Below are 25407 nucleotides of genomic sequence, written 5' to 3' on the forward strand. Positions count from 1 at the left end.
CGCGATGATTATCCACCCCAATCCGCGTGCCGCAGCGCCGGTCGGCGCCATGCCACAGCGTAAAGGCCGTGCCGAGTCGGCCCTGTGATCTTGCTCACAGCATAGGCATGGGCCGGCGGCGGCTCTGTGATCGCGGTCACAGGCTTCTTGCGCTGCCGCGCCGGCACCCACGGCTTGCCGCCGTCGCTGTGATATTCGTGGCACATCGCGCAGGGCGAGGCGGTCGCGGTCTCGACCTTGACCAGCGTCGCCCCGCCCTCGCCGACGTGGCAGGTGCGGCACTGCGTCAGCCCCGGCACGAGCAGATCGCTCGCCTGCTTCGACCCGCGCGCCGCGGTGTGGCAGCCGGCGCACGCCGTTTCCTTGTGCGCGTCATGGTCGAACCAGCCTTTTTGCAGAAAGCGCGGCGTCTGATGCACCGGCATAACGCGCCAGCCGCTCCCCGATTCCGGCGCACGGATCGTGTGGCAGTCATAGCAGGCGCCACCCTTTGAAAAGACCGCACGCACCGCGTCGGCGGCGCGGCTCGGCCGCACCGCAGTTTCGCGGAAATAGATGTTGTAGACCTGCCCCTCGGCATATTGGCCGGGCCGCCGCCGCGCCATGCCGCCGAGCTGAAGCGGGCGCGCCGGTCCGGTCGAGCGGTAATAGGCATAGAGGTCGGCGACGACCTGATCGGGTTCGCCATGGCGCAGCGTGCGGGTGACGCCGCCGACGGTTTCGAAGGCGAGGCTGTGGCACATCGCGCAGTCGCGCTCCATCTTCACCGGCGCGATGCGAACGCCATCGGCTTCGGGCCGGTGGCAATTTTCGCATTCGAGCTTTTTGCCAAAGTCAAAGCGGCCGCGGAAGCTCGCCGCCATGCGCGCGACACCGCCGTTCGCCGCGAGATGCAGGTCGTGCGGAAATTTGAGCCCGTCGAAATCGGCAACCGGCGCTTCCCCGAGCTTCGCGCGCAGCGGCTTCGCGCCCGGCGCGGCGCGGACGAGCGGGCGAAAGTCGGGGTGGCTCGTCCCGAAGTCGCCGGCGTCGGCAAGCCGCGTCTCGAACCCCGCCGACGTCAGCCGCGCCGCCATGCCGTCGTGGCAATCGGTGCAAAAGGCCTGCGGCGTCGCGGGCATCGGCCCCGCGCCCTCATGTTCGGTGTGACAGCCGACGCAGCGTCCCTCAGGCTTGTTGAACGCTTTGGCAAAGCCCGCCAGCAGCTTGCCCCCCGGCCCCGGCGGCGCCCGCGCGGCGAGTAGCATCGCGGTCGAAGCGCCCGCATGGGCCTGGCTCATCGCCTTGTGCTCGCCGGTGTGGCAGCCGACGCACGCTTTGTCGGTCACCGCGACGAAAGGCTCGACGTGGCAGGCCTGACAGTCGTTCTTCAGGCTCGCGTGCGCGCTCGACAGCGGCCCCGACAGCCACGCCTGGTCGGCATGATAGCCCTGCGGCCGCTCGTCGACGCTCTTGTAGCTGTGCCACGCCCAGATCGGCCCGATCAGGAAGGCGAGCAGCAGCAGCGCCGCGAAGCTCCACGCCCCGATGCGCTTGCCGGGCATCACCCCGGCGAGCGAAAAGGCGCGCGCCTCGTCGACGTCCTTCGACGCCTGCGACAGCTCGTCGATCCGTTCGACGCGCAGGATGACGTCCTCGCCCTCGCGCGCGATCGTCAGCCGGTGCCCGCCGAAGCGCAGCTCGGCGCCCGCCGCGCTGTCGATATCGGCGATGTCGAGCGTGCGTCCGTTGAGGTCGAAGCCGAGCCCTTCCTGCGCCACAATGCGGACGTGGCGCCCGTCGGCGCTGCTGATCGTCGCATGGTGCGGATTGACCGCGAGGTCGGCGACATGGATCGCGTTGCCTGCGTCGCGCCCGAGCGTGATGCTGTCGCCGTCGAGCGGCTGGTCGCGGACGATCTCTTTGCCCGTCTTGGTCGTCGCGATCCGGCGCAGGATGAAGCTCATCGTCCCCTCCCCGCCTTACCAATAGAAAAAGACGCTGATGATGTGCGCCGACAGCGCCGCGATCAGCGCAAAGGTCAGCGGCACATGCACATAGAGCCAGATCTCGAGCAGCGCGCGGAGCCGGAGGTGCCGGCGCAGCCGCGCCAGCGCCGCTTCCTTCTGGGTCAGCAGCGCGATCACCTTCGCGCGCGCCTCGGGCTCGCTGCCCTGCGACGCGGCGAGCGCGCGGTGCGCCGCGGCCGTCGCGCACTTCGGATAGCGGCCCGAAAGCCGCGCGCGGATGCCGCCCGCGAACGGGTCCTCGTCGAGCGCCGCAAGCACCGGTGCCGTATCCGCGGGACCGAGCGGCTGCGCGGCGGCGTGGAGCTGGCGGTCGAAGGCGCGGATCGCCTCGAGCATCTGCATCTGCGTCATCTGTTCGCGATTGTTCGACAGCGCCGCGGGCAGCGTCGCATAGACGGCCACCCCGAACATCCCCGACAGGATGACGAGCATCATCAGCGCCCAAGCGAGCGTGTGGACGTTCCAGCCGAGCTGAAAGCCCGTGTGCCAGGTGCCGATGACGATCAGGCTCAGCCCCAGATAGACATGCGCCGATGTCCACGCCTTCAGCGACCAATAATCGCGCGTCATCCGCCGCTTGCGATAGCCGAGCGCGGTGAGCCACAGGATCAGCAGCGCGCCGATCGTGCCGAGCGTATAGCCGTACCAGCTGCCGCCATTGGGGCGCGGCTGAACGTCGATCAGCGAATAGCTGACGATGACGAGCAGGCAGAGGCCGCCCGAAATCTTCGCCCAGCGGAAATCGGCGTAGCGCAGAAAGCCCTCATGCTTGCTCTCGCGCACGCGTTCGGTCTGCGTGGCCTTGCTGCGGCGGCGCTTGAAAAGGCTCGCCATCAGCCGGCATCCTCCTCGAGCCGGGCGATCGACAGGAACTCCTCGGGCGAGACGCGGATCGCGGCGCCGGTCGGGCAGGCACGGACGCAGGCGGGGCCGCCGGCGATCCCCTTGCACATGTCGCATTTGACCGCGACCTTCTTGGGCTTCTCGTCGCCCAATTGCTTCTTCGTCCATTTGGGCGACGGCTCGCCCGGCCCCGGGCCGCGGCCGAGCAATAGCCAGCTCAAAAGCCCCGGCTTGGGCGGCGGTGCCGCCTCCATGCGGATCACGCCATAGGGGCAGTTGCGCATGCAATTGCCGCAGCCGATGCACCCCGGTTCCATGAACACTTCGCCGTCGGGGCCGCGGTGGATGACGTTGGGCGGGCAATCGGCCATGCAGTGCGGATGCTCGCAGTGGCGGCAGCTCGTCGGCACGTGCAGATGCGCAAAGGTCTTGCCCGCCTCGCGGTCGAGCCGCGACAGGCCTTCGTGGCTGTCGGCGCACGCCTTTTCGCAATTGTCGCAGCCGACGCACAGATTTTCGTCGATCAGCAGCGCGTCGGTCGCCTCGCCCAGCCCCTCCTTCATGATGAAGCCGGCGGTGTCCGAATAGAGGTCGACCGCGCTCGAATAGCTCGCCTTGCGCGATTCGATGAAGTCGTTCATCGCGGCGCGCTCGGCGACCGCGGCCTCGGTGGCTTCGCGCACCTGCGGCCGCGCCGCGAGCATCGCCTTGAAGCCCGCGCCGGTCAGCCTGATCACCTCGCTGCCGACCGCGGCTTTCACTGTCGCATTGCGCTTTTCGCCGCTCAATACCGCCATTTCGCCGAAATAGCTGCCCGCGGGCAGATAGCGCAGGAAGATGGGTTTGCCGCCGATGTCCTTTTCGACGACCATCGAGCCCGATCGGATGACATAGACGTCGTCGCCGTCGTCGCCCTCCTCGACCACCGCCTTGCCTGCCGGAACGTGGATCACCTCGGCCTCGTCGACCACGGGTGCGAGGTCCTCCACGGTCAGTCCGCCCTTGAAGATCTGCAACAGCTGGCGTTCGAGCGAGATGCGGTTGATCGCGCGCTTCGCCCCCGGCACCGCCGCCATCAGCTTGAGCGCCGCGGTGCGCGATAGTTCGACGAAGATGCTGTCCGCGCCCGCGCGGATCGTCGCGCCGCGCTTGCGCCCCGAAATCAGGCCGACCTCGCCAAATATCGACCCCTGCTCGATCGGCACGGTGACGCCCGGCCCTACCTCGACCAGCGCCTCCCCCTCGGCGATGGCGAACAGCGACGACCCCGGCTCGCCCTTCTCGAACACCACTTCGCCCGCGCGGTAGAAGGCGACCTTCGAATCGAGCATGAATTCGCGCATCTGGAGCGGCGAGACGTCGGCGAAGATGCGGACGTGACTGCGCAGGAATTCCAGCCACTCGCTGACCGGCATGTCATAGGGCAGGCTGGCGAAGATCGCCGCCAGATCCTTTTCGTCGGCGGGGGTCAGCGCGTCGTTGCCATTGATGAACTCGGCGACGTCATAGCCCTGGTTCATGCAATGCTTGATCAGCGGATAGCCCGCGAGCGCGCCGATAACATAGATGCCGGGCACCGTCGTTTCGAAGGTTGGCGACAGCTTCGGAAAGGCTTCGCGGTCGGGGCCGGTGAACGCGATCCCCATCGCCTCGACGAAGGCGCGCGGCGCAACCGACCCCAGCCGCGCGACGATGGTGTCGCAGGCGATGCGCTCCTCGCCATTCGGCGTGTCGAGCGTCAGCCACCCCTCCTCGACCAGCTTGGGCTGCGTTTCGGTGCGGATGTCGATCAGCCCGTTTTCGCCCGCGTCCATCAGGTCGGCGACATTCTTCGCCTTCGCGCGCGCGAAATCCTTTGACCGGTTGAGGATGGTCACGCGGTTGCCGAGCGCTTCCTCGGCGACGCCCAGCGCATTTTCGATCCCCGCATCGCCCGACCCGACGACGGTGATGTGGCGGTCACGGAAATCCTCGGGGTCGTCGACCTGATAGATGATGTGCGGCAGCTCGTTTCCGGGGCAGCGCAGCCGGTTCGGATTGCCCTGCGTGCCGATCGCGAGGACGATCGTTTCGGCCGCGATCGTCTCGCCCTTCGCAGTCTTGATGAGAAAGGCACCCTTGGCGCCCGACACCTCGACGACCTCCGCATTGTAGAGGATGTTCAGCTTGTTCGCGGCGGCATCCTCGTCCCAATTGGCGAGGATCGTCTCGCGCGCGCCCTCGCCGAAGCGGCAGTCCGACCGCAGGTCGAGCCGGTCGGGGGTCGCAAGCACGCGCTTGCCCTTCTGATATTTGAAGATGGTATCCGACAGATGGTCGGTCTTTTCGAGCAGGACGTGGCTCAGCCCGAGCTGCGCGGCGCGCGCGGCCGCACTAAGGCCCGCCGGGCCCGACCCGATGATCGCGACCTTGACGGTTTCGCTCATCGCACCGCCGCTCCGATCGCTGGCGGCGGCCTGTATCTGCGCGCGGGCATCCCAACCCCCATCGCCCTTCCCCCTCGGCGACCAATAACGGATGCGACCCGGACTTACGTCCTGAAAATACAGCTATGCCCTTGAACGCAAGGCGAGGTCAACCGGCGGACTAGAGTGCGTTCGATTTTGATAGAATCAAAACCGGCACTCTAGATTCCTGTTTTGCCGTGATTTCCGAGCCGTGAAATGTTCCATTTCACTCGAAATCACTCTAGTGTTTTTGGCGCGGCGTCAGGCGAGTTCGAAGATCGCCGCGACGCGATCCGACGCGATCGGTTCGAAGCGCGACCAGCCGTCGGGGCCCAGTTTTTCGAGCGGGCGGAAGCGCGCCTTGTACGCCATGCGCGCCGATCCCTCGATCCAGTAGCCGAGATAGACATAGGGCAACCCCGCCCGCGCGGCGCGCTGCACATGGTCGAGGATGATATAGGTGCCCAGCCCCTCGCGCAGCGGATGCTGCGTGTCGAAGAAGCTGTAGATCATCGACAGCCCGTCGCCCTGCCGGTCGGTCAGGCAGCAGCCGACGAGCCGCCCGCGGCTGCCGTCGCTCGTCGGCTCGCGATATTCGATCATATAGCTGTCGACCGGGGTCTGCTCGACCATGTCGGCGAAATCCTGCTCGTCCATATCGGCCATGCCGCCGTTCGGGTGGCGCGTCGTCAGATAGGAGCGCAGCAGTGCATATTGTTCCTCGGTCGCCCACGGCCTGCACGCGGTGACGACGAGGTCGCGGTTGCGGCGGACGTTGCGCTTCTGCGACTGGCTGGGGGCGAAGTCATTCGCGCACACGCGCACCGACACGCACGCCGAGCAATCGGCGCAACTCGGGCGATAGGCGACCGACTGGCTGCGGCGGAAACCGATGCGCCCGAGCGCGTCGTTGAGGTCGTTCGCATTATTGCCGCCGAGTTCGGTGAACACCTTGCGCTCGGTCTTGCCTTCCAGATAGGGGCATGGCGCCGGGCTGGTCACAAAGAAGCGCGGGAAACGAAATGGTGCGGACACGCGAGCTGGACCTCCGGATTGGCAACGCGCCCTCCCACGCGGGCGCCGACGCTTCACTGACAGCGACTATGCCGCGCGCCGTCAATGGTTCAAAGCCCATTTACCATTTTTCCCCGTCCCGATCTGAATCAGGCCCGAAATTTTCTGAATCGCCCGGTAACTTTTGTGCCGATTTGAATCGATTCGCGCCGGCGCTCGCGATCGGCGCGCGGAATCGGCGGCTCAGCTATAGCCTTTCAGCTCGTCGCCGGTCAGCGTCGCGACGTGGAGCACATTGGTCGATCCCGGCGTGCCGAAGGGAACGCCCGCCATCATCACCAGCTTCGACCCCGCCTGGCCGATGCCATGGCGCAACGCCATGCGCTTGCCCTTGGCGATCATCTCCTCGAAACTGCCGATGTCCTTCGTCGGCACGGCATGGGCGCCCCAGAGCAGCCCCATCCGCCGCGCCGCCTCGCGCTTCGGCGTCAGGACGAGGAGCGGCGCGCCGGGGCGCTCGCGCGCGACCCGGCGCGCGGTCGAGCCCGACGCGGTGAAGCAGATGATCGCATCGGCGCCGATCGTCCCGATGATGCTCCCCGCCGCCTCGGCGAGCGCGTCGGCGGTCGTCGGATCGGGAAAGGTTTCGGTGAAATGGAGGCGGCGGAAATAATCGGGGTCGCTTTCGACCGAGCGCGCGATCGAATCCATCATCGTCACCGCCTCGACCGGCCAGGCGCCCGCCGCGGTCTCGGCCGACAGCATGATCGCATCGGCGCCGTCGTACACCGCGGTCGCGACGTCGGAAACCTCGGCGCGCGTCGGCGACGGCGAGACGATCATCGATTCGAGCATCTGCGTCGCGACGACGACCGGCTTGCCCATGGCCCTCGCGGTGGCGACGATGCGCTTTTGCAGCGGCGGCACCGCCTCGGGCGGCAGTTCGACGCCCAGGTCGCCGCGCGCGACCATCGCGGCGTCGGCGATCTCGAGAATTTCCTCCAAGCGCGCGACGCCCGCGGGCTTTTCGAATTTGACGAGCAGCGCCGCCTTGCCGCCGATCAGCCGCCGCGCCTCGGCGACGTCCTCGGGGCGCTGGACGAAGGAGAGCGCGATCCAGTCGACATGCTGTTCGAGCGCGAAAGAGAGGTCGCGGCGGTCCTTTTCGGTGAGCGCCGCGAGCGGCACGACGACATCGGGGACGTTGACGCCCTTGCGGTCCGAAATGCGGCCGCCGACCTCGACGAGCGTCTCGATGCGATCCGCCGTGACCTGCTTGACGCGCAGCACCAGCTTGCCGTCGTCGACGAGCAGCCGCGTCTCGGGCTCGAGCGCAGCGAACAGTTCTGGATGCGGCAGGTAGACGCGCGTCGCATCGCCCGGCGTCTTGTCGGTGTCGAGGACGAAGCTCGCGCCCTTCGCAAGCTCGGCGGGTCCGTCCTTGAAGGTGCCGACGCGCAGTTTCGGCCCTTGCAGGTCGACGAGGATCGTCGACGGGCGGCCGGTTTCCTTTTCGAGCGCGCGGATCGCCGCGATCACCTTCGCATGGCCCGCATGGTCGCCATGGCTCATATTGACGCGGAAGGCGTCGGCGCCGGCGCGGTGCAGCGCCGCGATCATCTCCGGATTGGCACTCGCAGGGCCGAGCGTCGCCAAAATGCGCACCTTGCGCTGGCGGGGGGAAAAACTCTGGACCACGATTGCTCCGCTTGCCTGTTTGCCGTTACGGTGAGCGTGGCATGGCGCGTCGCGCCTGCCAAGGCAACCGCCGTATAGCTATTCAATTACCACCAGGAGGCGAAGAATGTCGTGCAGCGAAGATCAGGGGGAGAGAAATGATGCGGTCGACACGCTCGACGATGCCGTCGCCGCTGCGGCCTTTCGCCGCCTCGTCCGCCTGCTCCGGCATCGTCACGACGCCGCGAACATCGACCTGATGGGCCTTGCGGGCTTTTGCCGCAACTGCCTCGGCGACTGGATCGCCGAAGCGGGCGGCATCGACAAGGAAGCGGGCCGCGCGATCGTCCACGGGATGCCGACGGCCGACTGGAAAGCGCGCTATCACGTCGCCGCGACCCCCGAACAGCTTCGGCGGATGGAAGAAAGCATGGCCAAGAATCCCTGACCCGGCTACGGACGCGCCGGGGCGATTCTCGCCAGACCACATCCAATCCAGCGGAGCATAAAATGAGCGAAGCCACCACTGCCGACGAACAACTGCGCCTTTTCATCGAGCGCATCGAGCGGCTGGAGGAAGAGAAAAAGGGTATCGCCGACGATATCCGCGACGTTTACAACGAGTCCAAGTCGCAGGGTTACGACCCAAAGATCATGCGGCAGATCGTGCGCCTGCGGAAGATGCCGGTCCACGACCGCAAGGAAATGGAAGCGATCCTCGACGTGTATAAATCGGCGCTCGGTATCGACTGACGCGGGGGCGCACCGGCAAGGAGACGGAAGGATGTTCAGCACCACCACCAATGTCGTCGAGGGCCGTCCGGTCCGCGAATATCTGGGGATCGTCACCGGCGAGGTGATCGTCGGTGCGAACATCTTCCGCGATCTGTTCGCGAGCATCACCGACATCGTCGGCGGGCGATCGGGCAAATATGAGGACGTGCTCGCCCGCGCGCGCAAGGAAGCGCTCGGCGAGATGGAGGCGGAGGCGGCGAAACTCGGCGGCAATGCCGTGGTCGGCGTCGACATCGACTATGAGGTGCTCGGCCAGAACGGGTCGATGCTGATGGTCTCGGCGAGCGGCACCGCGGTCGTGCTCTGACGCCGCGGTTGTGCGCCGCACGCAGGCGCGCTAGGGGCGGCGCACGATTTTCCGCATCCGATGGAGGTAGGCCGTGGCCGGCCATAGCAAATTCAAGAACATCATGCATCGCAAGGGCGCGCAGGACAAGAAACGCAGCGCCCTTTTCTCCAAGCTCAGCCGCGAAATCACCGTCGCGGCGAAAATGGGCCTGCCCGATCCCGACGCCAATGCGCGTCTGCGCGCCGCGGTCAATGCCGCCAAGGCGCAGTCGATGCCCAAGGACAATATCCAGCGCGCGATCGACAAGGCCGCGGGCGGCGACGGCGACAATTACGAGGAAATCCGCTACGAAGGCTATGGCCCCGGCGGCGTGTCGCTGATCGTCGAGGCGCTGACCGACAACCGCAACCGCACCGCGACCAACGTGCGCACCGCCTTCAGCAAGAATGGCGGCAATCTCGGCACGTCGGGCAGCGTCAGCCACGGCTTCGACCGCCTCGGGCTGATCAGCTATCCCGCCGCGGCCGGCGACGCCGACACCATCTTCGAAGCGGCGCTCGACGCGGGCGCGGACGATGTCGAATCGTCCGAGGACGGGCACGACATCTGGACCAGCATCGACAGCCTGCACGAAGTCGCGAAAGCGCTCGAAGCCAAGCTCGGCGAGGCCGAGGGCGTGAAGCTCGCGTGGCGCCCGACGCTGAAGAGCGAGGTCGGCGACGAAGCGACCGCGCAGACCTTGTTCAAACTGATCGACACCCTCGACGACGACGACGACGTCCAGGCCGTGTGGGGCAATTATGAGATCCCCGACGCGGTGATGGAGAAATTGGGGTGACAAAGCCCTCCCCTCCCGCTTGCGGGAGGGGCCGGGGGTGGGCCGATGCACGGCGCGCCGCTTGCCCACCCCAAATCCCTCCCGCAAGCGGGAGGGGCTTCTGACATGATCGTCCTCGGCCTCGACCCCTCCCTGAGCTGCACCGGCTGGGGCGTGATCCGCGTCGAGGGCAGCCGGATCAGCCATGTCGCCAACGGCCAGGTCAAGACCGACGCAAAGGCGCCGCTGCCGGGCCGGCTCGCGCATCTCGACACCGCGCTGGCCGCGGTGATCGCCGATCATGCCCCGGCGTGCGCCGCGGTCGAGGAGGTGTTCGTCAACGACAATCCGCAATCGACGCTGAAGCTCGCGCACGCGCGCGGGGTCGCGCTGCTCGCCTGCGCGCGCGCCGGCCTGCCCGTCGCCGAATATGCGCCGCGGCTCGTCAAGAAAGCGATCGTCGGCACCGGAGGCGCGGCGAAGGAGCAGGTGCAGGCGATGCTCCGCATCCTGCTCCCCGGCGCGAAGATCACCGGCGCCGATGCCGCCGACGCGCTGGCGGTCGCCATCGCGCATGCGCATCACCGTCCGCGCTGATCCTCGAAGCGTAGAGGGAACTCCTTCGCGCTGTCGCGGTTAGAACAGCGAAAGGGAATGATCATGCCGAACCGCTTCCAACGCTTTCCCCTGCTCCCTGCGCTCGCCGCGTCGCTTGCGGCCGGCGCCGGTCTCGTCGCGCTGTGGCGGAAACACCGCAATACACGGACACCCGCGCCCGCGCCACGCCACGGCGCCGCCTTCGCGGACCACGAAACCGATCCCGAAAACGCCACCCAGACGCGCTCGGCCGGCCCCGGCGCGATGCGCGACGGGGCGCAGCGGCGCTGGGACAATGTCGACGAAGCAAGCGACGAATCCTTCCCCGCGAGCGATCCGCCCGCCTATTGAGCGTCGAAGCGGCCGGGACCGAGCGCTATTGTCCGATCCCGGCCGCGCGGATCAGCGTCCGACCGGCGCCGAAACCTCTGGCAGATTCTTCTTGGTCCAGTTCGACCGCTCGATCACATAGGCGCGGATCGCTTCGGCATCGGCGGGCGTCAGCACCTTCGCAAAGCTCACCATGCCGCGGTCTTTCAGCGCGCCGTCGAGCAGCACGCTCTTCCACGCATCGGCATTGCCGAGCGTGCCCGAGACGCGCAGGTCGGGGGTGAAGCCGTTGCCGATCGCGCTGTCGCCGTGGCAGACTTGGCAATAGCGGCCGAAATGCGCCTTGCCCGCGGCGATCTGTTCGCCCGTACCGATCGGGGCCGGCGGATTCCACGCGAGCTTGGTCGTCGGTGCCGGCGGCAGTTCGACCGTCCCGCCGAGCTTGAGCACGACGAGGCGCGGAATATTGGGCACCTTGCGCGCCGCGCCGCCGGCAATTCCTCCGGCGAGCGGGAAGGCCCCGCCCTTGCTGGTCATGAAGGCTACATATTGAACGCCGCCGACGCGGAAGGTTGATGGTGCGCCGACGATTCCCGACTGCATGTCGAGGTCGAGCAACTGCTTGCCCGTATCGGCGGCATAGGCGCGGAAGCGGCCGAGGCTGGTGCCCTGGAACACCAGATTGCCCGCGGTCGTCATCGTGCCGCCGTTCCACGCCGCGGGATAGTCGACGCTCCACGCCACCTTGCCCGCGCGCGGATCGAAGGCGACGAGACGGCCGGTGGTCGCGGCGATCGCCGCCTTGAACGCCGCGGCGTCGTCGGGGAGCATCGTCCCCGAAAGCGAGGTGCCGACATTGAAACCGAGCACCTTCCTCTTGTCGAGCTCGGTCATGTCCTGAAGATAGCCCTGCGGCACCTGCTGCGCGGGGATATAGACGAGGCCGGTCGCCGGGTTGAAGCTCATCGGATGCCAGTTGTGTGCGCCGAGCGCGCCCGGAATCGCGATGAACGGCTTGCCGGTCTTGTAATAGCGCGCCTCGGGGTTCTCGATCGGGCGGCCGGTCTTGAGGTCATAGCCCGTCGCCCAGTTGATCCCGTCGACGAAGGGTTCGGCACCGACCAGCTTGCCGGTCGTGCGGTCGATGGTGAAGAAAAAGCCGTTCTTCGGCGCATGGTAGAGCACTTTGGTCGGCCGCCCATCGACCTGCTGCTCGGCGAGGATGATCGGCTGCGTCGCGGTATAGTCCCACGTCTCGGCCGGGGTCTCCTGATAGTGCCATTTATAGGCGCCGGTGTTGGCGTCGAGCGCGACGATCGAGGAGAGGAACAGATTGTCCCCGACCCCGTTCGAGCGCGTGCCATGGTTCCACGGATTGCCGTTGCCGACGCCCAGATAGATCTGGTCGAGATCCTTGTCATAGACGATCGCGTCCCACACCGTGCCGCCGCCGCCCGACGTCTTCCACTCGCCCTCGTCCGACCAGGTCGGGGCCGCCTTCGATGCCAATATATCGTCGCTCGCCGCATTGTCGGGGCGCCCGTTCGGGTTGGGCACGGTGTAGAAACGCCATTTCTGCTTTCCGGTGTCGGCGTCATAGGCGGTGACATAGCCGCGCACGCCGAATTCGGCGCCGCCGTTGCCGATCAGCACCATATCCTTCACCACCCGCGGCGCGCCGGTGATCGTATAGGGCTGGCGCACGTCGAAGGTCTGCGTCGACCACAGCTCTTTGCCCGTCTTTTTGTCGAGCGCGATCAGGCGGCCGTCGATCGTGCCGACGAACAGCTTGTCGCCCCACAGCGCGACGCCGCGGTTGACGACGTCGCAGCAGGCGTTGACCGCGCGGTCGCCGGGCACCTGCGGGTCGAACGCCCATAATTTCTTGCCGGTCGCCGCGTCCCATGCATCGACCTTCGACCAGGCGTGGCTGACATAGAGCACCCCGTCGACGACGACCGGGGTCGCTTCCTGCCCGCGCGCATCGTCGAGGTCGGCGTACCAGGCGATGCCAAGCTCGCCCACATTCTTGTCGTTGATGTCGGTGAGCGGACTGAATCGCTGCTCGTCATAGCCATAGCCGATACCGGCCCAGTCGTCGCCATTGCCGCCGGTCTTGAGCAAGGCTTCGCTCGCCTGCTCGGCGGGGTCGAGGGTCGAAACGCTGCTCGTCGCGTCGCTGTCGTCGGTGGTCGATGCGTTGCAACCAGCCAGAATCAGAGCCGCACCGCCCAGCAGCGCGGCACTCCACACCCGTTTCGCCATGTCTCTCTCCCTCGGCGCCTTACTTGACGTTTACGTCAAGTCTGCGCGCAAAGGAGGGCCGGTGCAAGCGGGAAATGGGGGAGGGAGGCAATCCCCTATCGTCACCCCGGACTTGATCCGGGGTCCACGAAGGTCAGCCCTGCGCTGGAAGTTCATGGATCCCGGATCAAGTCCGGGATGACGAAAAACAGTCGGGCTGATCAACTTTGCCAGGGCGGCGCGTTCAGCCCCTTCGGACTCGCGGTGAAAATCTCGCAGCCGTCCTCGGTAATGCCGATGCTATGCTCGAACTGCGCCGAAAGCGAGCGGTCGCGCGTCACCGCGGTCCAGCCGTCGGACAGCATCTTCACGGCATATTTGCCGGTGTTGATCATCGGCTCGATGGTGAAGAACATGCCGGGGCGCAACTCGGGGCCGGTGCCGGGGCGTCCTGCGTGGACGACCTCGGGCGCGTCGTGGAACATCTGTCCGACGCCATGGCCGCAGAAATCGCGCACCACCGAATAGCGGTGGCGTTCGGCGTGACTCTGGATCGCGTGGGCGACGTCGCCCATCGTGTTGCCCGGCTTAGCCTGCTCGATACCGAGCATCAGGCACTCATAGGTCACATCGACCAGCCGCCGCGCCTTGATCGGCACCTCGCCGACGAGATACATACGGCTCGTATCGCCGTGCCAGCCGTCGACGATCGACGTCACGTCGACATTGATGATGTCGCCTTCGCGCAGCGGCTTGTCGTCGGGGATGCCGTGGCAGACGACATGGTTGATGCTGGTGCAGCAGCTGTGGGTGAAACCGCGATAGCCCAGGGTCGCGGGGATGCCGCCGCCCGCGAGCATCATCTCGCGCACCTTGTCGTCGATCGCGCCGGTCGTCACGCCGGGCTGGATGAAGGGAACGAGCGCGTCGAGAATCTCGGCCGACAGCCGCCCCGCCTTGCGCATCCCGGCAAAGCCCGCCGCGTCGTGCAGCTTGATCGTGCCGTCGCGCACCGCGGCAGGGGCGCCGGCGTCGTCGGCGGTTACGGAGATATAGTTATACATGGGGCCAATATAGGTGCGGGGGCGGCAAAAAGCGAGGGTGGTAAGCCCCTCCCCTTCAGGGGAGGGGTTTGGGGTGGGGCCATCGGCCTTGCGCAAGGCCTGTAAGCCCACCCCGCTGCGACCAGGTCCGGCTTCGCCGTACCAAGTCTCGCTGCCCCTCCCCTGAAGGGGAGGGGCGTGGCGATGACCCTATTCGGCCAGCTTTTTCAGCGCAGATTGCCGCTTCTTCATAACGGCCCGTGCAACCGTCAACTGCTGATCCAATTCCGTTGACGCCAAGGCGCGCAAGATGTCGCGGTCCTCGGCCATGCGCATCTTGTCGCCTTGATTGATCGCGCCTTTCCTCACTCCGCCGCCTTCTCGGCCTTGCCCTTGGCCTTGCCCTTGCCCCCCTTGGGCGGTGCGGGGGTGATTTCGAAGGTCAGCGGGTTGCCGACCTTGGCATCCTCGCCCGCCTTCATCTTCACCTTGACCTCGCCGCCGTGGACGAGCTTGCCGAAGAGCAGTTCCTCGGCGAGCGGCTGCTTGATCTTTTCCTGGATCAGCCGGCCCATCGGGCGCGCGCCATAGAGCTTGTCATAGCCCTTCGCCGTCAGCCACTGACGCGCCGGATCGTCGAGCTGGATATGGACGTTGCGGTCGGCGAGCTGCAATTCGAGTTCGAGGATGAACTTGTCGACGACGCGCGCGACGACCTCGGGCGGCAGATAGCCGAAGGGGACGATCGCATCGAGGCGGTTCCTGAATTCGGGGGTGAAGAGTGACTTCACCGCTTCCTCCTGCACATCCTCGCGCGTCGACTGGCCAAAGCCGATCGATTCGCGCGCCATGTCGCTCGCGCCCGCATTGGTCGTCATGATCAGGATGACGTTGCGGAAATCGACCGTCTTGCCGTGATGGTCGGTCAGCCGGCCATGGTCCATCACCTGCAGCAATATGTTGAACAGGTCGGGGTGCGCCTTTTCGATCTCGTCGAGCAGCAGCACGCAATGCGGATTCTGGTCGATCGCATCGGTGAGCAGCCCGCCCTGGTCATAGCCGACATAGCCCGGCGGCGCGCCGATCAGGCGGCTCACCGAATGGCGCTCCATATATTCGCTCATGTCGAAGCGCTGGAGCGGAATGCCGAGCAGGCTCGCGAGCTGCTTCGCCACTTCGGTCTTGCCGACACCGGTCGGGCCGCTGAACAGATAATTGCCGATCGGCTTTTCGGGATCGCGCAGCCCCGCACGCGACAGCTTGATCGCCGAGGCGAGCACCTCGATCGCGGTATTCTGGCCGAACACGACGCGTTTCAGGTCGGTTTCGAGCGTTTCGAGCACCTTCTTGTCGTCGCTCGACACCGATTTGGGCGGAATGCGCGCCATCGTCGCGATGACCGCCTCGATCTCCTTCGCGGTGATCGTCTTGCGGCGCTTCGACGGCGGCACCAGCATCTGCATCGCGCCGACCTCGTCGATCACGTCGATCGCCTTGTCGGGCAGCTTGCGGTCGTTGATGTAGCGCGACGACAGCTCGACCGCCGCGTTGATCGCGTCGCTCGTATATTTGACATTGTGGTGGTTCTCGAACGCTTCGCGCAGCCCCGCGAGGATCTTCTTCGTATCCTCGATGCTCGGCTCGATCACGTCGATCTTCTGGAACCGGCGCAGCAGCGCGCGGTCCTTTTCGAAATGATTGCGAAACTCCTTGTAGGTCGTCGATCCGATGCAGCGGATCACCCCGCCCGAGAGGGCGGGCTTCAACAGGTTCGACGCATCCATCGCGCCGCCGCTCGTCGCGCCCGCGCCGATCACCGTATGGATCTCGTCGATGAACAGGATCGCGTGCGGCAGGCCTTCGAGCTCGGAGACGACCTGCTTCAGCCGTTCCTCGAAATCGCCGCGATAGCGCGTGCCCGCGAGCAGCGCGCCCATGTCGAGCGAATAGATCACCGCTTCCCTCAAGACCTCGGGCACGTCGCCCTCGACGATCTTGCGCGCGAGCCCTTCCGCGATCGCGGTCTTGCCGACGCCGGGATCGCCGACATAGAGCGGATTGTTCTTGCTGCGGCGGCAGAGGATCTGGATCGTGCGATCGACCTCGGCGCCGCGGCCGATCAGCGGATCGACCTTGCCGCCTTTCGCCTTTTCGTTGAGATTGACGGTGAACTGGTCGAGCGCCGTCTCCTTCTTGTTCTTGGCGTCCGACTTTTCCTTCGCTTCCTCCTTCTCCTCGGGCTCGGCCTGCGGCGAGGGCTTGCCGCCCTTGCCGACGCCGTGGCTGAGGTAGGACACGGCATCGAGCCGCGTCAGATCCTGCTGCTGCAGGAAATAGACGGCATAGGATTCGCGTTCGGAAAACAGCGCGACGAGGACGTTGGCGCCCGTAACCTCGTCCTTGCCAGACGACTGGACGTGCAGGATCGCGCGCTGGACGACGCGCTGGAAACCGCTGGTCGGCGAAGGGTCGCTGTGCCCTTCGACCTTCAGGCTGTCGAGTTCGGTGTCGAGATAGTGGACGACCGCCGATTGCAGGTCGTCGAGCGCGACGCCGCACGCGCGCATCACCTCGGCGGCGTGCTCGTCGTCGATCAGCGCATTGAGCAGATGCTCGAGCGTCGCATATTCGTGATGCCGCTCCGACGCGGCCTTCAGCGCATTGTGCAGGGTCTTTTCGAGGGACTCCGAAAAGGACGGCATGGGTCTTTCTCCTTGCGGGGACCGAGCCGGGGAGAGGCGGCCCCCTCTAGGAACATAAGGTGGCGATGCCACCGCCCCGCCGCAAGGGAAAAGCGGTCGGCGGTGTGAAATTACGATGACAGCCTTGCTTCATGGTTAACGAAGGCTTGTCATTTTTCGAGCGGAACCCGGCGCAACCCACAAAAAGACGGTCGCCGCAAGGGACTGCGGCGACCGTCACCATACTGATCGTCGGGAGGGAAGCGATCAGAAATTGGCCGAAACGCCGAACTTCGCGGTCCAGCTATAATCCTCATATTGCAGCAGACGGCGGCGGCCCTCGAACTGCTGATAGGCGAAATAGGGCGCATCGGTGACATTCACCCATTCGACGAAGACGCGCACGCCGGGCGTGACGCGATATTTGGCCGACAGGTCGAGCCGGAACTGGTCGGCGACGATCCGGTCTTCCTCGGCCACGCCGCCGATCTCGTCGAGATATTTGTCGCGATAGGTGCCGGCGGCGCGCAGCGACAGCGGCCCCTTTTCATAGCCGAGCACCGCGTTGAACGTGTTCTTCGACGAAGAGGGCAGCATGATCTCGCGCGGGTCCTCGATGTCGCCGTCGGCGAACACCGTGCCCTTCGCGTCGGTGTAGGTATAGTTGAACTGCGCTTGCAAACCGTCGAACGGTGCGGGCAGGAAATCGAAAACCTGATTATAGCTGAATTCGAAGCCCTTGACCGTCGCCTTGTCGCCGTTGATCGCGGTCGTCGCCTCGTCGAGCGTCACGCCATTGTAGACGACGTCCTCGAGCGTCTGGTCGACGATATAGTTTTTGACGTCCTTGTAGAAGACCCCGGCCGAGACGGCAGCGTTGCTGCTGAAATAATATTCGGCGGCGAAATCGAGGTTCCAGGATTCATAGGGCTTGAGGTCGGGGTTGCCGAACTCGCCTTCATTATCCTCGATCACCGCGCGCGGCGCCAGCTTCGAAAGCTTGGGCCGCATCAGGCTCTTCGAACCGCTCGCGCGCAGCACGAGGTTCTGGACCGGTTCGTAGCGCACCGTCAGGCTGGGCAACCAGTCGGTATAGCTGCGGCGGAAGGTCTGCGGGGTGATCAGCACATCCTCGTCCTGGATCACTTCGCCTGCATCGTCCTCGATTTCGGGAATGAAGGTCAGGATGTTGCCGGTGATGCGGTTCCTGGTGCGCTCCATGCGCACCCCGCCGATGACGCGCAGCGTGTCGCTGTCCCAGCGGCCGAGCAGATAGGCGGCGGTCACATCTTCGTCGACGCTGTAATCCTCTTCGGCCGACGCCGATTTGGTGTCGAGCGGGTCGAGTTCGAAACTGCCGATATTATCGTCGAAGAAGTCGCGGAAGCCCGTCTTCGACAGTGTGGGCTCGATGATCGCAAGGTCATAATCCTGCTCGCCCAGGAAATCGGCGAGCGTGATGTCGCCGTCGAACCCCTTGTAGATGTCGAAAGTGCCGTTGTAGGATTTGGTGCGCCAGCGCTGCTTGGCGCCCGCCTGGATGGTGAAGTCGCTATTGTCCATCGCAAAGCTGCGCGCGATGTCCGCTTTCAGCGCGAATTCCTCGTCCTCCGAGTCCGACAGCGTGGTGCGCTCGACCTTGTCGAATTCATATTCGGTCGGATCGAGGAAGGCCGCCTGCCCCGCGGTGATCGTGTAGGGGACGTGCATGTCGCGCGCATAGTTGAACGACACGCCGAAATCGTCGCCATTCTCGAACACGCGCTCAAAACCGACGGGGTCGATCGAGCCATGTTCGGTCTCGCTCGATTTCGCCCAGCTGCCCGAATATTCGAGCTTCCACGGGCCGGTTTCGGTCTTGCCGCCGAGAACGAGCGAGCGGATGCGCTGCCGCTCGAAGCGATCCTTGAGGTCGCGCTGGACCGAGATTTCCTGATCCTCGTCCTCCGACGAGAAGCCGACTGCATCGGCGTTGCCGCCGCGCGGGCCTTCCTCCATTTCGAAAGTCAGCCGGCGGCGATATTCCTGATCGTCGAACTGGCTGTAGAGGCCGCGCGCATAAAGCGTCGTCGTGTCGGCCGGACGGAAATCGAGGGACAGCGACCCGCTGATCCGTTTCCGCTCGACGTCATAATCGCGATATTCGACCGTGTCGGCATAAACGAGCCCGTCGTCGGTCGTATCCCAGCCGTCGACCTCCTGATTGTTGGTCGCGAACTTGCGGCGATAGAAGCTGAGACCGCCGGCGATGCCGAAATTGTCGCCGAGCTTCTTCGAGAAATCGACGCTCCCCTTCGGCGACACGCTCTCGGTCAGGTCGTTGTAGCTGCCCTCGGCCTTGACCGCGAACAGGTCCTTCTTGCGGTCGAAGGCGCTGGTCGTCTTGATCTCGATCGACCCGCCCACCGCGTCGGCGTCCATGTCGGGGGTCAGCGACTTCTTGACCTCGATCGATTCGATGATGTCGCTGCTGATCACGTCGAGCGCGACCGAGCGAACGTCGCTCTCGGGCGCCGGCAGGCGGACGCCGTTCACCGAAGATGCGTTGAGCTCGGGGTCGAGGCCGCGGATCGAGACGAAACGGCCCTCGCCCTGGTCGTCGAGCACGTTGACGCCCGGCAGGCGGCGCAGCGATTCGGCGACATTCTGGTCGGGGAATTGCCCGATCGCGTCGCGGGTCAGCACATTTTCGACGCCGTCGGCGGCGCGCTGGCGCGACAGGGCGCTCGCCTGATTTGCCGCCTGGCCGATGACGAGAATATCGCCGCCGCCGGCGCCCGACAGCGCAATATTGACCGTGATCCGGCCCGTTTCGGGAACCTCGACCGTCTGGCGCACCGGTTCGGCGCCGACATAGGTCGTCTCGAGCGTATAGGTGCCCGCGGGAACGTCGGCGAAACTGTAGCTGCCGTCGCGCGCGGTCGTCGTCGCGCGCCCGAGTTCGACGATGCGCACATTGGCCGCCTGCAGCGAGCGCGTGCCCGACGCATCGGCGACATTGCCCGCAAGCTCGCCCGCGTGCGCGATCGTCGCGATGGAAGTCCCCGCCAGCAACAATGCCAGCCCGCGCACGACGCCGAATCCCTTGACCATGAAAGCCCCCTTTTTGAGTATCAATGGCGGGCTCGCTAGGGACGCTCGGTGACAGGGTGGCGTCGCACGGTTGACAGGTTGATGACGCTTGAAGGTCATTTCGGTGACAAGGCGGCCAAGCCCATGCCGCAGCGCAGCATTTCGGCCGGTCGATTTGCAGCGAAGGGTCGGGGAGGCCGAGAAAAGACAGGCCCATTTCCTTGGAGATTGGGGCGCCGATGTCGCGTTTCGGCCGGTTGCTGCCCTGTTGATCATCGTCACCCCGGACTTGATCCGGGGTCCATGACTTCCGCGCTGCTGTGGATCCCGGATCAAGTCCGGGATGACGAAAGAGAGCAGGCGAACGTCCGCTCCCCACCCCAAGCCGGACATCCGCCGCAAAAAAACCGCTGTCCTACATCATTCGGCTGTGCCAGCCTTCGTCTCGGCTCTTTCGATAGGTGGATAAAAGCGGTCACGGCCCGGCTTTACGGATACGGGCGCGAGCCGGCGTGGCATGTTCGCCGAACGCGACCCATCGGCGGCTGCACAAGGCTGAACTTTGCTGAACTTTGAAGCGACGAGGCGGACCCGGCCCGCGATTACCAAAGACGGGCGATGGCAACTGGACACCCCAAAGCCGCCACAGCCGCCGACGCGCGATCGCGTCCTGCCGCATCGAAACACCGCCACAAAAGAAGGAAAGGTGGGACGATTCTGTTGCCCGGCTCGTCCCCAGCCGCTGGTATCCGATTCTGTTGCCCGGTTCGGTCCGAACCGCGTTCTATTTGTCTAACCTTAGGCCGTGAGGCTTATCGGTTAGGCAGCAAGAGCGAGTGCTTCGTTATCGTTAGCACTTATAGGTTTGAGCCTTTTACGGGTTACTCAGCCCGGAAGAAAACATCGTCTTTGAACACACGTCGATCCTGGTTCGGCCCCGTCAGAAGCCCGCGCGCCCCTTCTGGCAAACGCGGGTTTGTGGTGGAGCCGCCGGGTACTGCCCCCGGGTCCGCTGTGTCTATTCCACGACACCATTTATCCTCATAGCCGGCCGAAACCGGCACGACCCATATAGGAAGCCCGACCGCGCATGGAAAGAGCGCAGGCGGGCTTTTTGTCGCGGATACGCCACCGGCGCGGGGCGAGCCGCGCGGGCAAAACGGCTATTTCCTGCGCAGTTCGTCGCGAATCTCGACGAGCAGGTCGACCTCGCTCGGCCCCGCGGGTGCCGGTGCGGCTTCCTCCTGCTTGCGCGTCATCCGGTTCACCGCGCGCACGAGCAGGAAGATGATGAAGGCGAGAATCAGGAAATTGATCACCGCGGTCAGAAAGGCGCCATAGCCGATCATCGCGACCCCCGCCTCTTTGAGTGCGGCATAGTCGCCTGGCGCGACACCCTCGGGAAGCGGGCCGAGGCGGATGAACTGGTTCGTAAAATCGGCACCACCGAAGATCGCGCCGACGATCGGCATGATGACATCTTCGGTCAGCGATTTGGTGATCGTCGCAAAGGCGCCGCCGATGATCACCCCGACGGCAAGGTCCATGACATTGCCCTTTGCGATGAATTCCCTGAATTCTGCCAGCATGTTAAAGCTCTCCTGCGCTTGGCTGCCGAGGCCCAAGGGTGCCGCGATGATTGCGCAAAGGCAAGCGGCATCCTATGTCCTGTATTGTTGCGGCAAAACGCCGCCGGAGGGAGATAAATCCATGAGCTTTCGTTCCGCCCGCTGGATGATCGTGCCCGTCGCGGCAGTGTCGCTGTCCGCCTGCGGCATCAACAGCGTTCCGACCAAGGAAGAGGCCGCCAAGGCGCAATGGGCGAATGTCGAGGCCGCGTACCAGCGGCGCGCCGACCTGATCCCCAACCTCGTCGAAACCGCAAAGGGCGCCGCGCAGATCGAGCAATCGACGCTCGAAGGCGTGATTCAGGCCCGCGCCTCGGCGACGCAGGTCAAGCTGTCGCCCGACGACCTCGAAGACCCGGCCAAGGTGCAGGCATTCCAGCAGGCGCAGGGCAATGTGTCGAGCGCGCTCGGCCGCCTGCTCGTGACGGTCGAAAAATATCCCGACCTCAAGAGCCAGGGGCGCTTTGCCGACCTGATGACCCAGCTCGAAGGCACCGAAAACCGCATCAACATCTCGATCCGCGACTATAACGCCGCGGTGCAGGATTATAACACGACGATCCGCACCTTCCCCGACATCATAGGCGCCAAGATCGTCCATGGCGCGAAGCCGATGACCCCGTACAAGGCGACCAGCCCCAACGCCAACGAGGCGCCCAAGGTCGACTTCGGGCAATAAGGTGGGCCTGAACGCCCTCACCCGCCCCTTCGCAGCAGTGGCGCTCTCCGTGGCGCTGCTGCTGCCGGGCGCACCCGCGGCGGCGCAGGATTTTCCCAAGCTGACCGGCCGCGTCGTCGATCAGGCGGACATCATCCCCGCCGACAAGGAAGCGAGCCTCACCGCGCAGCTCGCCGAGCTCGAAAAGACCAGCGGGCACCAGCTCGTCGTCGCGACGGTGAACAGCCTCGAGGGCAATGACGTCGCCGACTATGGCTACAAGCTCGGCCGCGCGTGGGGGATCGGCGGCAAGGCGGAAAATGACGGAGTCGTCTTCCTGATCGCCCCGAACGAGCGGCGGATGAACATCTCGGTCGGCTACGGGCTCGAACCGGTGCTGACCGACGCCATGTCGGGCCGGATCATCCGCGACGACATCACTCCCAAATTCAAGGACGGCGACTATCCGGGCGGCATCCAGGCCGGGGTCGATGCGATCGCCGAGCAGATCCAGCTTCCGCCCGAAGAGGCCGCCGCGCGCGCGCAGGCCGCCGCCGCCGAAGAACGCGACCGGGCCGACGACGGCAATATCGGCGGGCTGTTCTTTCTGGGCTTCATCGTCTTTTTCTTTTTCATCCTGCCGATGCTCACCGCCTTCGGCCGGCGCGGCAAGCGCCATCGCCGCCACCGGCCGTGGGGCGGCGCGCCGATCATCATCTGGGGCGACGACCATTGGGGCGGCGGTGGAGGCGGCGGCTCCTCGTGGGGAGGCGGCAGCTGGGGCGGCGGCGGTGGCGGCTTCGGCGGCTTTTCGGGGGGCGGCGGCAGCTTCGGCGGCGGCGGCGCCTCGGGCGGCTGGTAGGAGATCGAAGCGATGGCATTGAGGAAAGTCAGCCACGTCAGCGAAGCCGATCATCAGCGCGTCACCGACGCAGTGGCGGCGGCCGAGGCGCACACCGATGGCGAGATCGTCACGGTGATCGCGCGGCAGTCGAACGATTATGACGATGTCGCGCTCGTCTGGGCGAGCGCCATCGCCTTTCTCGCCATGTCGCTCGTTGCGCTCTGCCCCGAATTCTTCCGCGCCAAATATGACTGGCTGACCGGCGGCTGGGGGCACGAACTCACCGCGAACGAATGGCTCGGGATCGTGATCGGGCTCGGCGCGCTCAAATGGATCGGCGTCTGGCTGGTCCTGCTGTGGCGCCCGCTGCGCCTCGCCCTGACCCCGCGCGCCGTCAAGGCCGGCCGGGTGCGCGCCCGCGCGATCGACCTGTTCAAGGTCGGCACCGAGGCAAAGACGCTCGGGCGCACTGGCGTGCTGCTCTATGTCAGCCTGAAGGAGCATCGCGCCGACATCGTCGCCGACGAGGCGATCGCGTCCAAGGTCGCGCCGACGGTTTGGGGCGAGGCGATGGAAGCGCTAATCGACCGCATCCGCGCCGGCGAGCCCGGCGCGGGCATGGCGGAGGCGGTCACGCGCATGGGCGCCGTGCTCGCCGAACATTTCCCCAAGAGCGACGGCAATCCGAACGAATTGCCCGACCGGCTGATCGAACTGTAATACCAAGATGCAATGATCGCAACCTATGAGGACGGCCTTCTGGCGGTTTCCGGCAAGGAACGGCCGAAGGGGGCGATGGGTTCATCGGTCCGAGGGCGTGACGCTGTCCGGGAGCCGCCAGAAGGCCGCCCGCAGGGTTGCCAGTCCCGTCCGCTGGACTTCGTCGCAGCGTCGCAACGATGAACCACATCGCCGCTTCCGCTGCTCCTCGCCAGCAAACGGGACTGGAAATCCTCATAGGTTGCGATCATTGCATCTTGGTATAAGCCCTTCGTCATTGCGAGCGGCGAAGCCGCGCGGCAATCCAGCGTTGGCGCGCACCGCTCTGGATTGCGTCGCTTCGCTCGCAATGACGGATAGGAGATACCATGACCCGCCCCTCCCCCGACACCCCCATCGAAACGCCATGGGAAGGCCGCTTCATCACCGTCAGGCAACAGGGCACATGGGAATATGTCGCGCGCTCGCGCGGCATCCACGCCGCGGTCATCCTGCCGATCGACGATGCGCCCGACGGCCGGCACGTCATTCTGGTCGAGCAATATCGCGTGCCGCTGAAGATCAATTGCCTCGAGCTGCCCGCGGGCCTCGTCGGTGACGAAACGAGCGGCGAAGCGGCGGAGATCGCGGCGACGCGCGAGCTGGAGGAAGAGACGGGCTATGCCGCCGCGCACTGGCGCACGGTGGGCGAATTCTACAGCTCGCCGGGGATGGTGAGCGAGAGCTTTACATTGCTCGTCGCGACCGGGCTCACCCGGATCGGCCCCGGCGGCGGAGTCAGCGGCGAGGACATCATCGTCCACCGCGTCCCGCTCGACGGCATCGCCGACTTCGTCGCGGCGAAACGCAAGGAAGGCTGCGGGATCGACGTGCGCGTCGCGATGCTGCTCGCGGGCGGGTTGCTCGAAACCGCCCAATGATCCCGCGTCCCCGAGCGAAGACGAGGGGCTCTGCCGAGCGAAGTCGAGGCTGGTGGCAGCACCGGTTCTCGCTCCGCTCGAACGGGCCCCTCGTCTTCGCTCGGGGATGCGAGGGAGTTGAAGTCGTCAGGCGATCAACGCCCCCCGAAACGCCAGCGCAGCAGCGGGCGCGCCAGGGCAAGCCCCGCGACAAAACCGCCGACATGCGCCCATATCGCGATCGAACCGAAACCGCCGCTCCCTGCGAAGCCGAGCAGCAATTGCACCCCGATCCACGCCGCGGCGAGCCACAGCGCGCGCACCCAATGGCTGGGGATCGGGCCGATCGCGCGCGTTTCGGACCGGCTGAAGATCAGGGCGAAGACCGCGATCAGCGCCGAAATCGCTCCGCTCGCGCCGATCATCGGCACCGCCGACTGCGGCCCCGACAGCCAGTGCGCAAGCGCGCCGGCATAGGCGCCCGCGACGAGCAGCACCGCGGTCGCCTTCGACCCCAGCGGCGCTTCGAGCTGACGCCCTATATAGAGCAGGACGACGAGGTTGAAGGCGATGTGGAGCACGCCGCCATGCAGGAAGGCGGCGGTGAGCGGCGTCAGCGCGAAGGGCACGAACGTCCCCGGCGGCAGGACCAGTTCGCTCCCCGCGCGCGCCGGAATGAAACCCGCGCGCACGATCGCGTCGACCTGAAATCCCGTGATCGACAGCAGTATGAAAAGGACGACGCAGGCGAGCGCATAGCCCGTGACCAGCGGCGCGGCCTGCGCTTTCATCGCCTGCCG

At 65.7% G+C, this 25407-nt stretch carries 22 protein-coding genes and 1 other RNA gene; 10 read left to right on the forward strand and 13 right to left on the reverse strand.

The window, feature by feature from the left end; all coding sequences use genetic code 11:
- Positions 1-8: 8 nt before the first annotated feature.
- The 5 genes from KNJ79_RS14255 to pyk form a co-directional block, all read right to left on the reverse strand.
- Positions 9-1946, reverse strand: coding sequence for a cytochrome c3 family protein (locus tag KNJ79_RS14255; protein ID WP_317151585.1), 1938 nt, complete (start codon positions 1944-1946; stop codon positions 9-11).
- A 15-nt stretch (positions 1947-1961) separates the two neighbouring features.
- On the reverse strand, positions 1962-2843 hold the full coding sequence (locus KNJ79_RS14260; protein WP_317151586.1) for a hypothetical protein: 882 nt from the start codon (positions 2841-2843) through the stop codon (positions 1962-1964).
- Entirely contained in the window at positions 2843-5278 is a 2436-nt protein-coding gene (locus KNJ79_RS14265; protein WP_317151587.1) for an FAD-dependent oxidoreductase, read from the reverse strand. The genes KNJ79_RS14260 and KNJ79_RS14265 overlap by 1 nt, the downstream gene beginning before the upstream one ends.
- A 282-nt stretch (positions 5279-5560) precedes the next feature.
- Positions 5561-6334, reverse strand: coding sequence for an arginyltransferase (locus KNJ79_RS14270; RefSeq protein WP_317151588.1), 774 nt, complete (start codon positions 6332-6334; stop codon positions 5561-5563).
- A 222-nt stretch (positions 6335-6556) separates the two neighbouring features.
- On the reverse strand, positions 6557-8011 hold the full coding sequence (pyk, locus tag KNJ79_RS14275; RefSeq protein WP_317151589.1) for a pyruvate kinase: 1455 nt from the start codon (positions 8009-8011) through the stop codon (positions 6557-6559).
- Between the two features lie 106 nt (positions 8012-8117).
- Between pyk and KNJ79_RS14280 the strand changes: the two genes are divergently transcribed.
- The 6 genes from KNJ79_RS14280 (at position 8118) to KNJ79_RS14305 (ending at position 10839) form a co-directional block, all read left to right on the forward strand.
- A complete protein-coding gene (locus KNJ79_RS14280) occupies positions 8118-8438 on the forward strand; it encodes a DUF1244 domain-containing protein (RefSeq protein ID WP_317151590.1) in 321 nt (106 codons plus the stop codon).
- A gap of 62 nt (positions 8439-8500) precedes the next feature.
- Positions 8501-8743, forward strand: a complete 243-nt coding sequence (locus KNJ79_RS14285; RefSeq protein WP_089214936.1) for a DUF2312 domain-containing protein — start codon at positions 8501-8503, stop codon at positions 8741-8743.
- A 31-nt stretch (positions 8744-8774) separates the two neighbouring features.
- A complete protein-coding gene (locus tag KNJ79_RS14290; RefSeq protein ID WP_089214937.1) occupies positions 8775-9092 on the forward strand; it encodes a YbjQ family protein in 318 nt (105 codons plus the stop codon).
- 73 nt (positions 9093-9165) lie between these two features.
- Entirely contained in the window at positions 9166-9912 is a 747-nt protein-coding gene (locus KNJ79_RS14295) for a YebC/PmpR family DNA-binding transcriptional regulator (protein WP_089214938.1), read from the forward strand.
- 105 nt (positions 9913-10017) lie between these two features.
- Positions 10018-10488 carry a crossover junction endodeoxyribonuclease RuvC gene (gene ruvC, locus KNJ79_RS14300; RefSeq protein WP_317151591.1) on the forward strand — a complete coding sequence of 157 codons (471 nt, stop codon included), beginning with the start codon at positions 10018-10020 and terminating at the stop codon, positions 10486-10488.
- A 63-nt stretch (positions 10489-10551) separates the two neighbouring features.
- On the forward strand, positions 10552-10839 hold the full coding sequence (locus KNJ79_RS14305) for a hypothetical protein (protein WP_089215087.1): 288 nt from the start codon (positions 10552-10554) through the stop codon (positions 10837-10839).
- A gap of 51 nt (positions 10840-10890) precedes the next feature.
- On the opposite strand, the gene KNJ79_RS14310 is transcribed toward KNJ79_RS14305, so the two are convergent.
- From KNJ79_RS14310 to mscL, 7 genes are all read right to left on the reverse strand, one after another.
- Positions 10891-13083 carry a PQQ-dependent dehydrogenase, methanol/ethanol family gene (locus KNJ79_RS14310; RefSeq protein WP_317151592.1) on the reverse strand — a complete coding sequence of 731 codons (2193 nt, stop codon included), beginning with the start codon at positions 13081-13083 and terminating at the stop codon, positions 10891-10893.
- Positions 13084-13283: 200 nt separating this feature from the next.
- Positions 13284-14126, reverse strand: a complete 843-nt coding sequence (map, locus tag KNJ79_RS14315; RefSeq protein WP_317151593.1) for a type I methionyl aminopeptidase — start codon at positions 14124-14126, stop codon at positions 13284-13286.
- Between the two features lie 189 nt (positions 14127-14315).
- On the reverse strand, positions 14316-14474 hold the full coding sequence (locus KNJ79_RS14320) for a hypothetical protein (protein ID WP_317151594.1): 159 nt from the start codon (positions 14472-14474) through the stop codon (positions 14316-14318).
- Positions 14471-16807: an ATP-dependent Clp protease ATP-binding subunit ClpA gene (gene clpA, locus KNJ79_RS14325; protein WP_089214944.1), complete on the reverse strand. Its 2337-nt coding sequence runs from the start codon at positions 16805-16807 to the stop codon at positions 14471-14473. The genes KNJ79_RS14320 and clpA overlap by 4 nt, the downstream gene beginning before the upstream one ends.
- Positions 16808-17053: 246 nt before the next feature.
- On the reverse strand, positions 17054-19879 hold the full coding sequence (locus tag KNJ79_RS14330; RefSeq protein WP_317151595.1) for a TonB-dependent receptor: 2826 nt from the start codon (positions 19877-19879) through the stop codon (positions 17054-17056).
- A gap of 723 nt (positions 19880-20602) precedes the next feature.
- Positions 20603-20959: a transfer-messenger RNA gene (gene ssrA / locus KNJ79_RS14335) on the reverse strand.
- A 62-nt stretch (positions 20960-21021) separates the two neighbouring features.
- Positions 21022-21447 carry a large conductance mechanosensitive channel protein MscL gene (gene mscL / locus KNJ79_RS14340; protein ID WP_089215088.1) on the reverse strand — a complete coding sequence of 142 codons (426 nt, stop codon included), beginning with the start codon at positions 21445-21447 and terminating at the stop codon, positions 21022-21024.
- A gap of 121 nt (positions 21448-21568) precedes the next feature.
- Between mscL and KNJ79_RS14345 the strand changes: the two genes are divergently transcribed.
- From KNJ79_RS14345 to KNJ79_RS14360, 4 genes are all read left to right on the forward strand, one after another.
- Positions 21569-22165: a LemA family protein gene (locus tag KNJ79_RS14345; RefSeq protein WP_089214946.1), complete on the forward strand. Its 597-nt coding sequence runs from the start codon at positions 21569-21571 to the stop codon at positions 22163-22165.
- A 1-nt stretch (position 22166) separates the two neighbouring features.
- Positions 22167-23006, forward strand: coding sequence for a TPM domain-containing protein (locus tag KNJ79_RS14350; RefSeq protein WP_394357126.1), 840 nt, complete (start codon positions 22167-22169; stop codon positions 23004-23006).
- 12 nt (positions 23007-23018) lie between these two features.
- Positions 23019-23708: a TPM domain-containing protein gene (locus tag KNJ79_RS14355; RefSeq protein ID WP_170935445.1), complete on the forward strand. Its 690-nt coding sequence runs from the start codon at positions 23019-23021 to the stop codon at positions 23706-23708.
- A gap of 368 nt (positions 23709-24076) precedes the next feature.
- Entirely contained in the window at positions 24077-24628 is a 552-nt protein-coding gene (locus tag KNJ79_RS14360) for an NUDIX hydrolase (RefSeq protein ID WP_317151596.1), read from the forward strand.
- A gap of 134 nt (positions 24629-24762) precedes the next feature.
- On the opposite strand, the gene KNJ79_RS14365 is transcribed toward KNJ79_RS14360, so the two are convergent.
- A complete protein-coding gene (locus tag KNJ79_RS14365) occupies positions 24763-25398 on the reverse strand; it encodes a rhomboid family intramembrane serine protease (RefSeq protein WP_317151597.1) in 636 nt (211 codons plus the stop codon).
- Positions 25399-25407 lie beyond the last annotated feature (9 nt).

Origin of the sequence: Sphingopyxis indica (genome assembly GCF_032879645.1) — a bacterium.
Classification (GTDB): Bacteria; Pseudomonadota; Alphaproteobacteria; order Sphingomonadales; family Sphingomonadaceae; genus Sphingopyxis; species Sphingopyxis indica.

What these genes read in the sequence shown, in the direction of transcription:
- KNJ79_RS14260 (WP_317151586.1), bottom strand. Translation starts at nt 2,843, where the DNA reads ATGGCGAGCCTTTTCAAGCGCCGCCGCAGCAAGGCCACGCAGACCGAA.
- mscL (WP_089215088.1), bottom strand. Translation starts at nt 21,447, where the DNA reads ATGCTGGCAGAATTCAGGGAATTCATCGCAAAGGGCAATGTCATGGAC.
- clpA (WP_089214944.1), bottom strand. Translation starts at nt 16,807, where the DNA reads ATGCCGTCCTTTTCGGAGTCCCTCGAAAAGACCCTGCACAATGCGCTG.
- ruvC (WP_317151591.1), top strand. Translation starts at nt 10,018, where the DNA reads ATGATCGTCCTCGGCCTCGACCCCTCCCTGAGCTGCACCGGCTGGGGC.
- KNJ79_RS14310 (WP_317151592.1), bottom strand. Translation starts at nt 13,083, where the DNA reads ATGGCGAAACGGGTGTGGAGTGCCGCGCTGCTGGGCGGTGCGGCTCTG.
- KNJ79_RS14285 (WP_089214936.1), top strand. Translation starts at nt 8,501, where the DNA reads ATGAGCGAAGCCACCACTGCCGACGAACAACTGCGCCTTTTCATCGAG.
- KNJ79_RS14305 (WP_089215087.1), top strand. Translation starts at nt 10,552, where the DNA reads ATGCCGAACCGCTTCCAACGCTTTCCCCTGCTCCCTGCGCTCGCCGCG.
- KNJ79_RS14360 (WP_317151596.1), top strand. Translation starts at nt 24,077, where the DNA reads ATGACCCGCCCCTCCCCCGACACCCCCATCGAAACGCCATGGGAAGGC.
- KNJ79_RS14290 (WP_089214937.1), top strand. Translation starts at nt 8,775, where the DNA reads ATGTTCAGCACCACCACCAATGTCGTCGAGGGCCGTCCGGTCCGCGAA.
- KNJ79_RS14255 (WP_317151585.1), bottom strand. Translation starts at nt 1,946, where the DNA reads ATGAGCTTCATCCTGCGCCGGATCGCGACGACCAAGACGGGCAAAGAG.
- KNJ79_RS14345 (WP_089214946.1), top strand. Translation starts at nt 21,569, where the DNA reads ATGAGCTTTCGTTCCGCCCGCTGGATGATCGTGCCCGTCGCGGCAGTG.
- map (WP_317151593.1), bottom strand. Translation starts at nt 14,126, where the DNA reads ATGTATAACTATATCTCCGTAACCGCCGACGACGCCGGCGCCCCTGCC.
- KNJ79_RS14265 (WP_317151587.1), bottom strand. Translation starts at nt 5,278, where the DNA reads ATGAGCGAAACCGTCAAGGTCGCGATCATCGGGTCGGGCCCGGCGGGC.
- KNJ79_RS14330 (WP_317151595.1), bottom strand. Translation starts at nt 19,879, where the DNA reads ATGGTCAAGGGATTCGGCGTCGTGCGCGGGCTGGCATTGTTGCTGGCG.
- KNJ79_RS14355 (WP_170935445.1), top strand. Translation starts at nt 23,019, where the DNA reads ATGGCATTGAGGAAAGTCAGCCACGTCAGCGAAGCCGATCATCAGCGC.
- KNJ79_RS14365 (WP_317151597.1), bottom strand. Translation starts at nt 25,398, where the DNA reads ATGAAAGCGCAGGCCGCGCCGCTGGTCACGGGCTATGCGCTCGCCTGC.
- KNJ79_RS14280 (WP_317151590.1), top strand. Translation starts at nt 8,118, where the DNA reads ATGTCGTGCAGCGAAGATCAGGGGGAGAGAAATGATGCGGTCGACACG.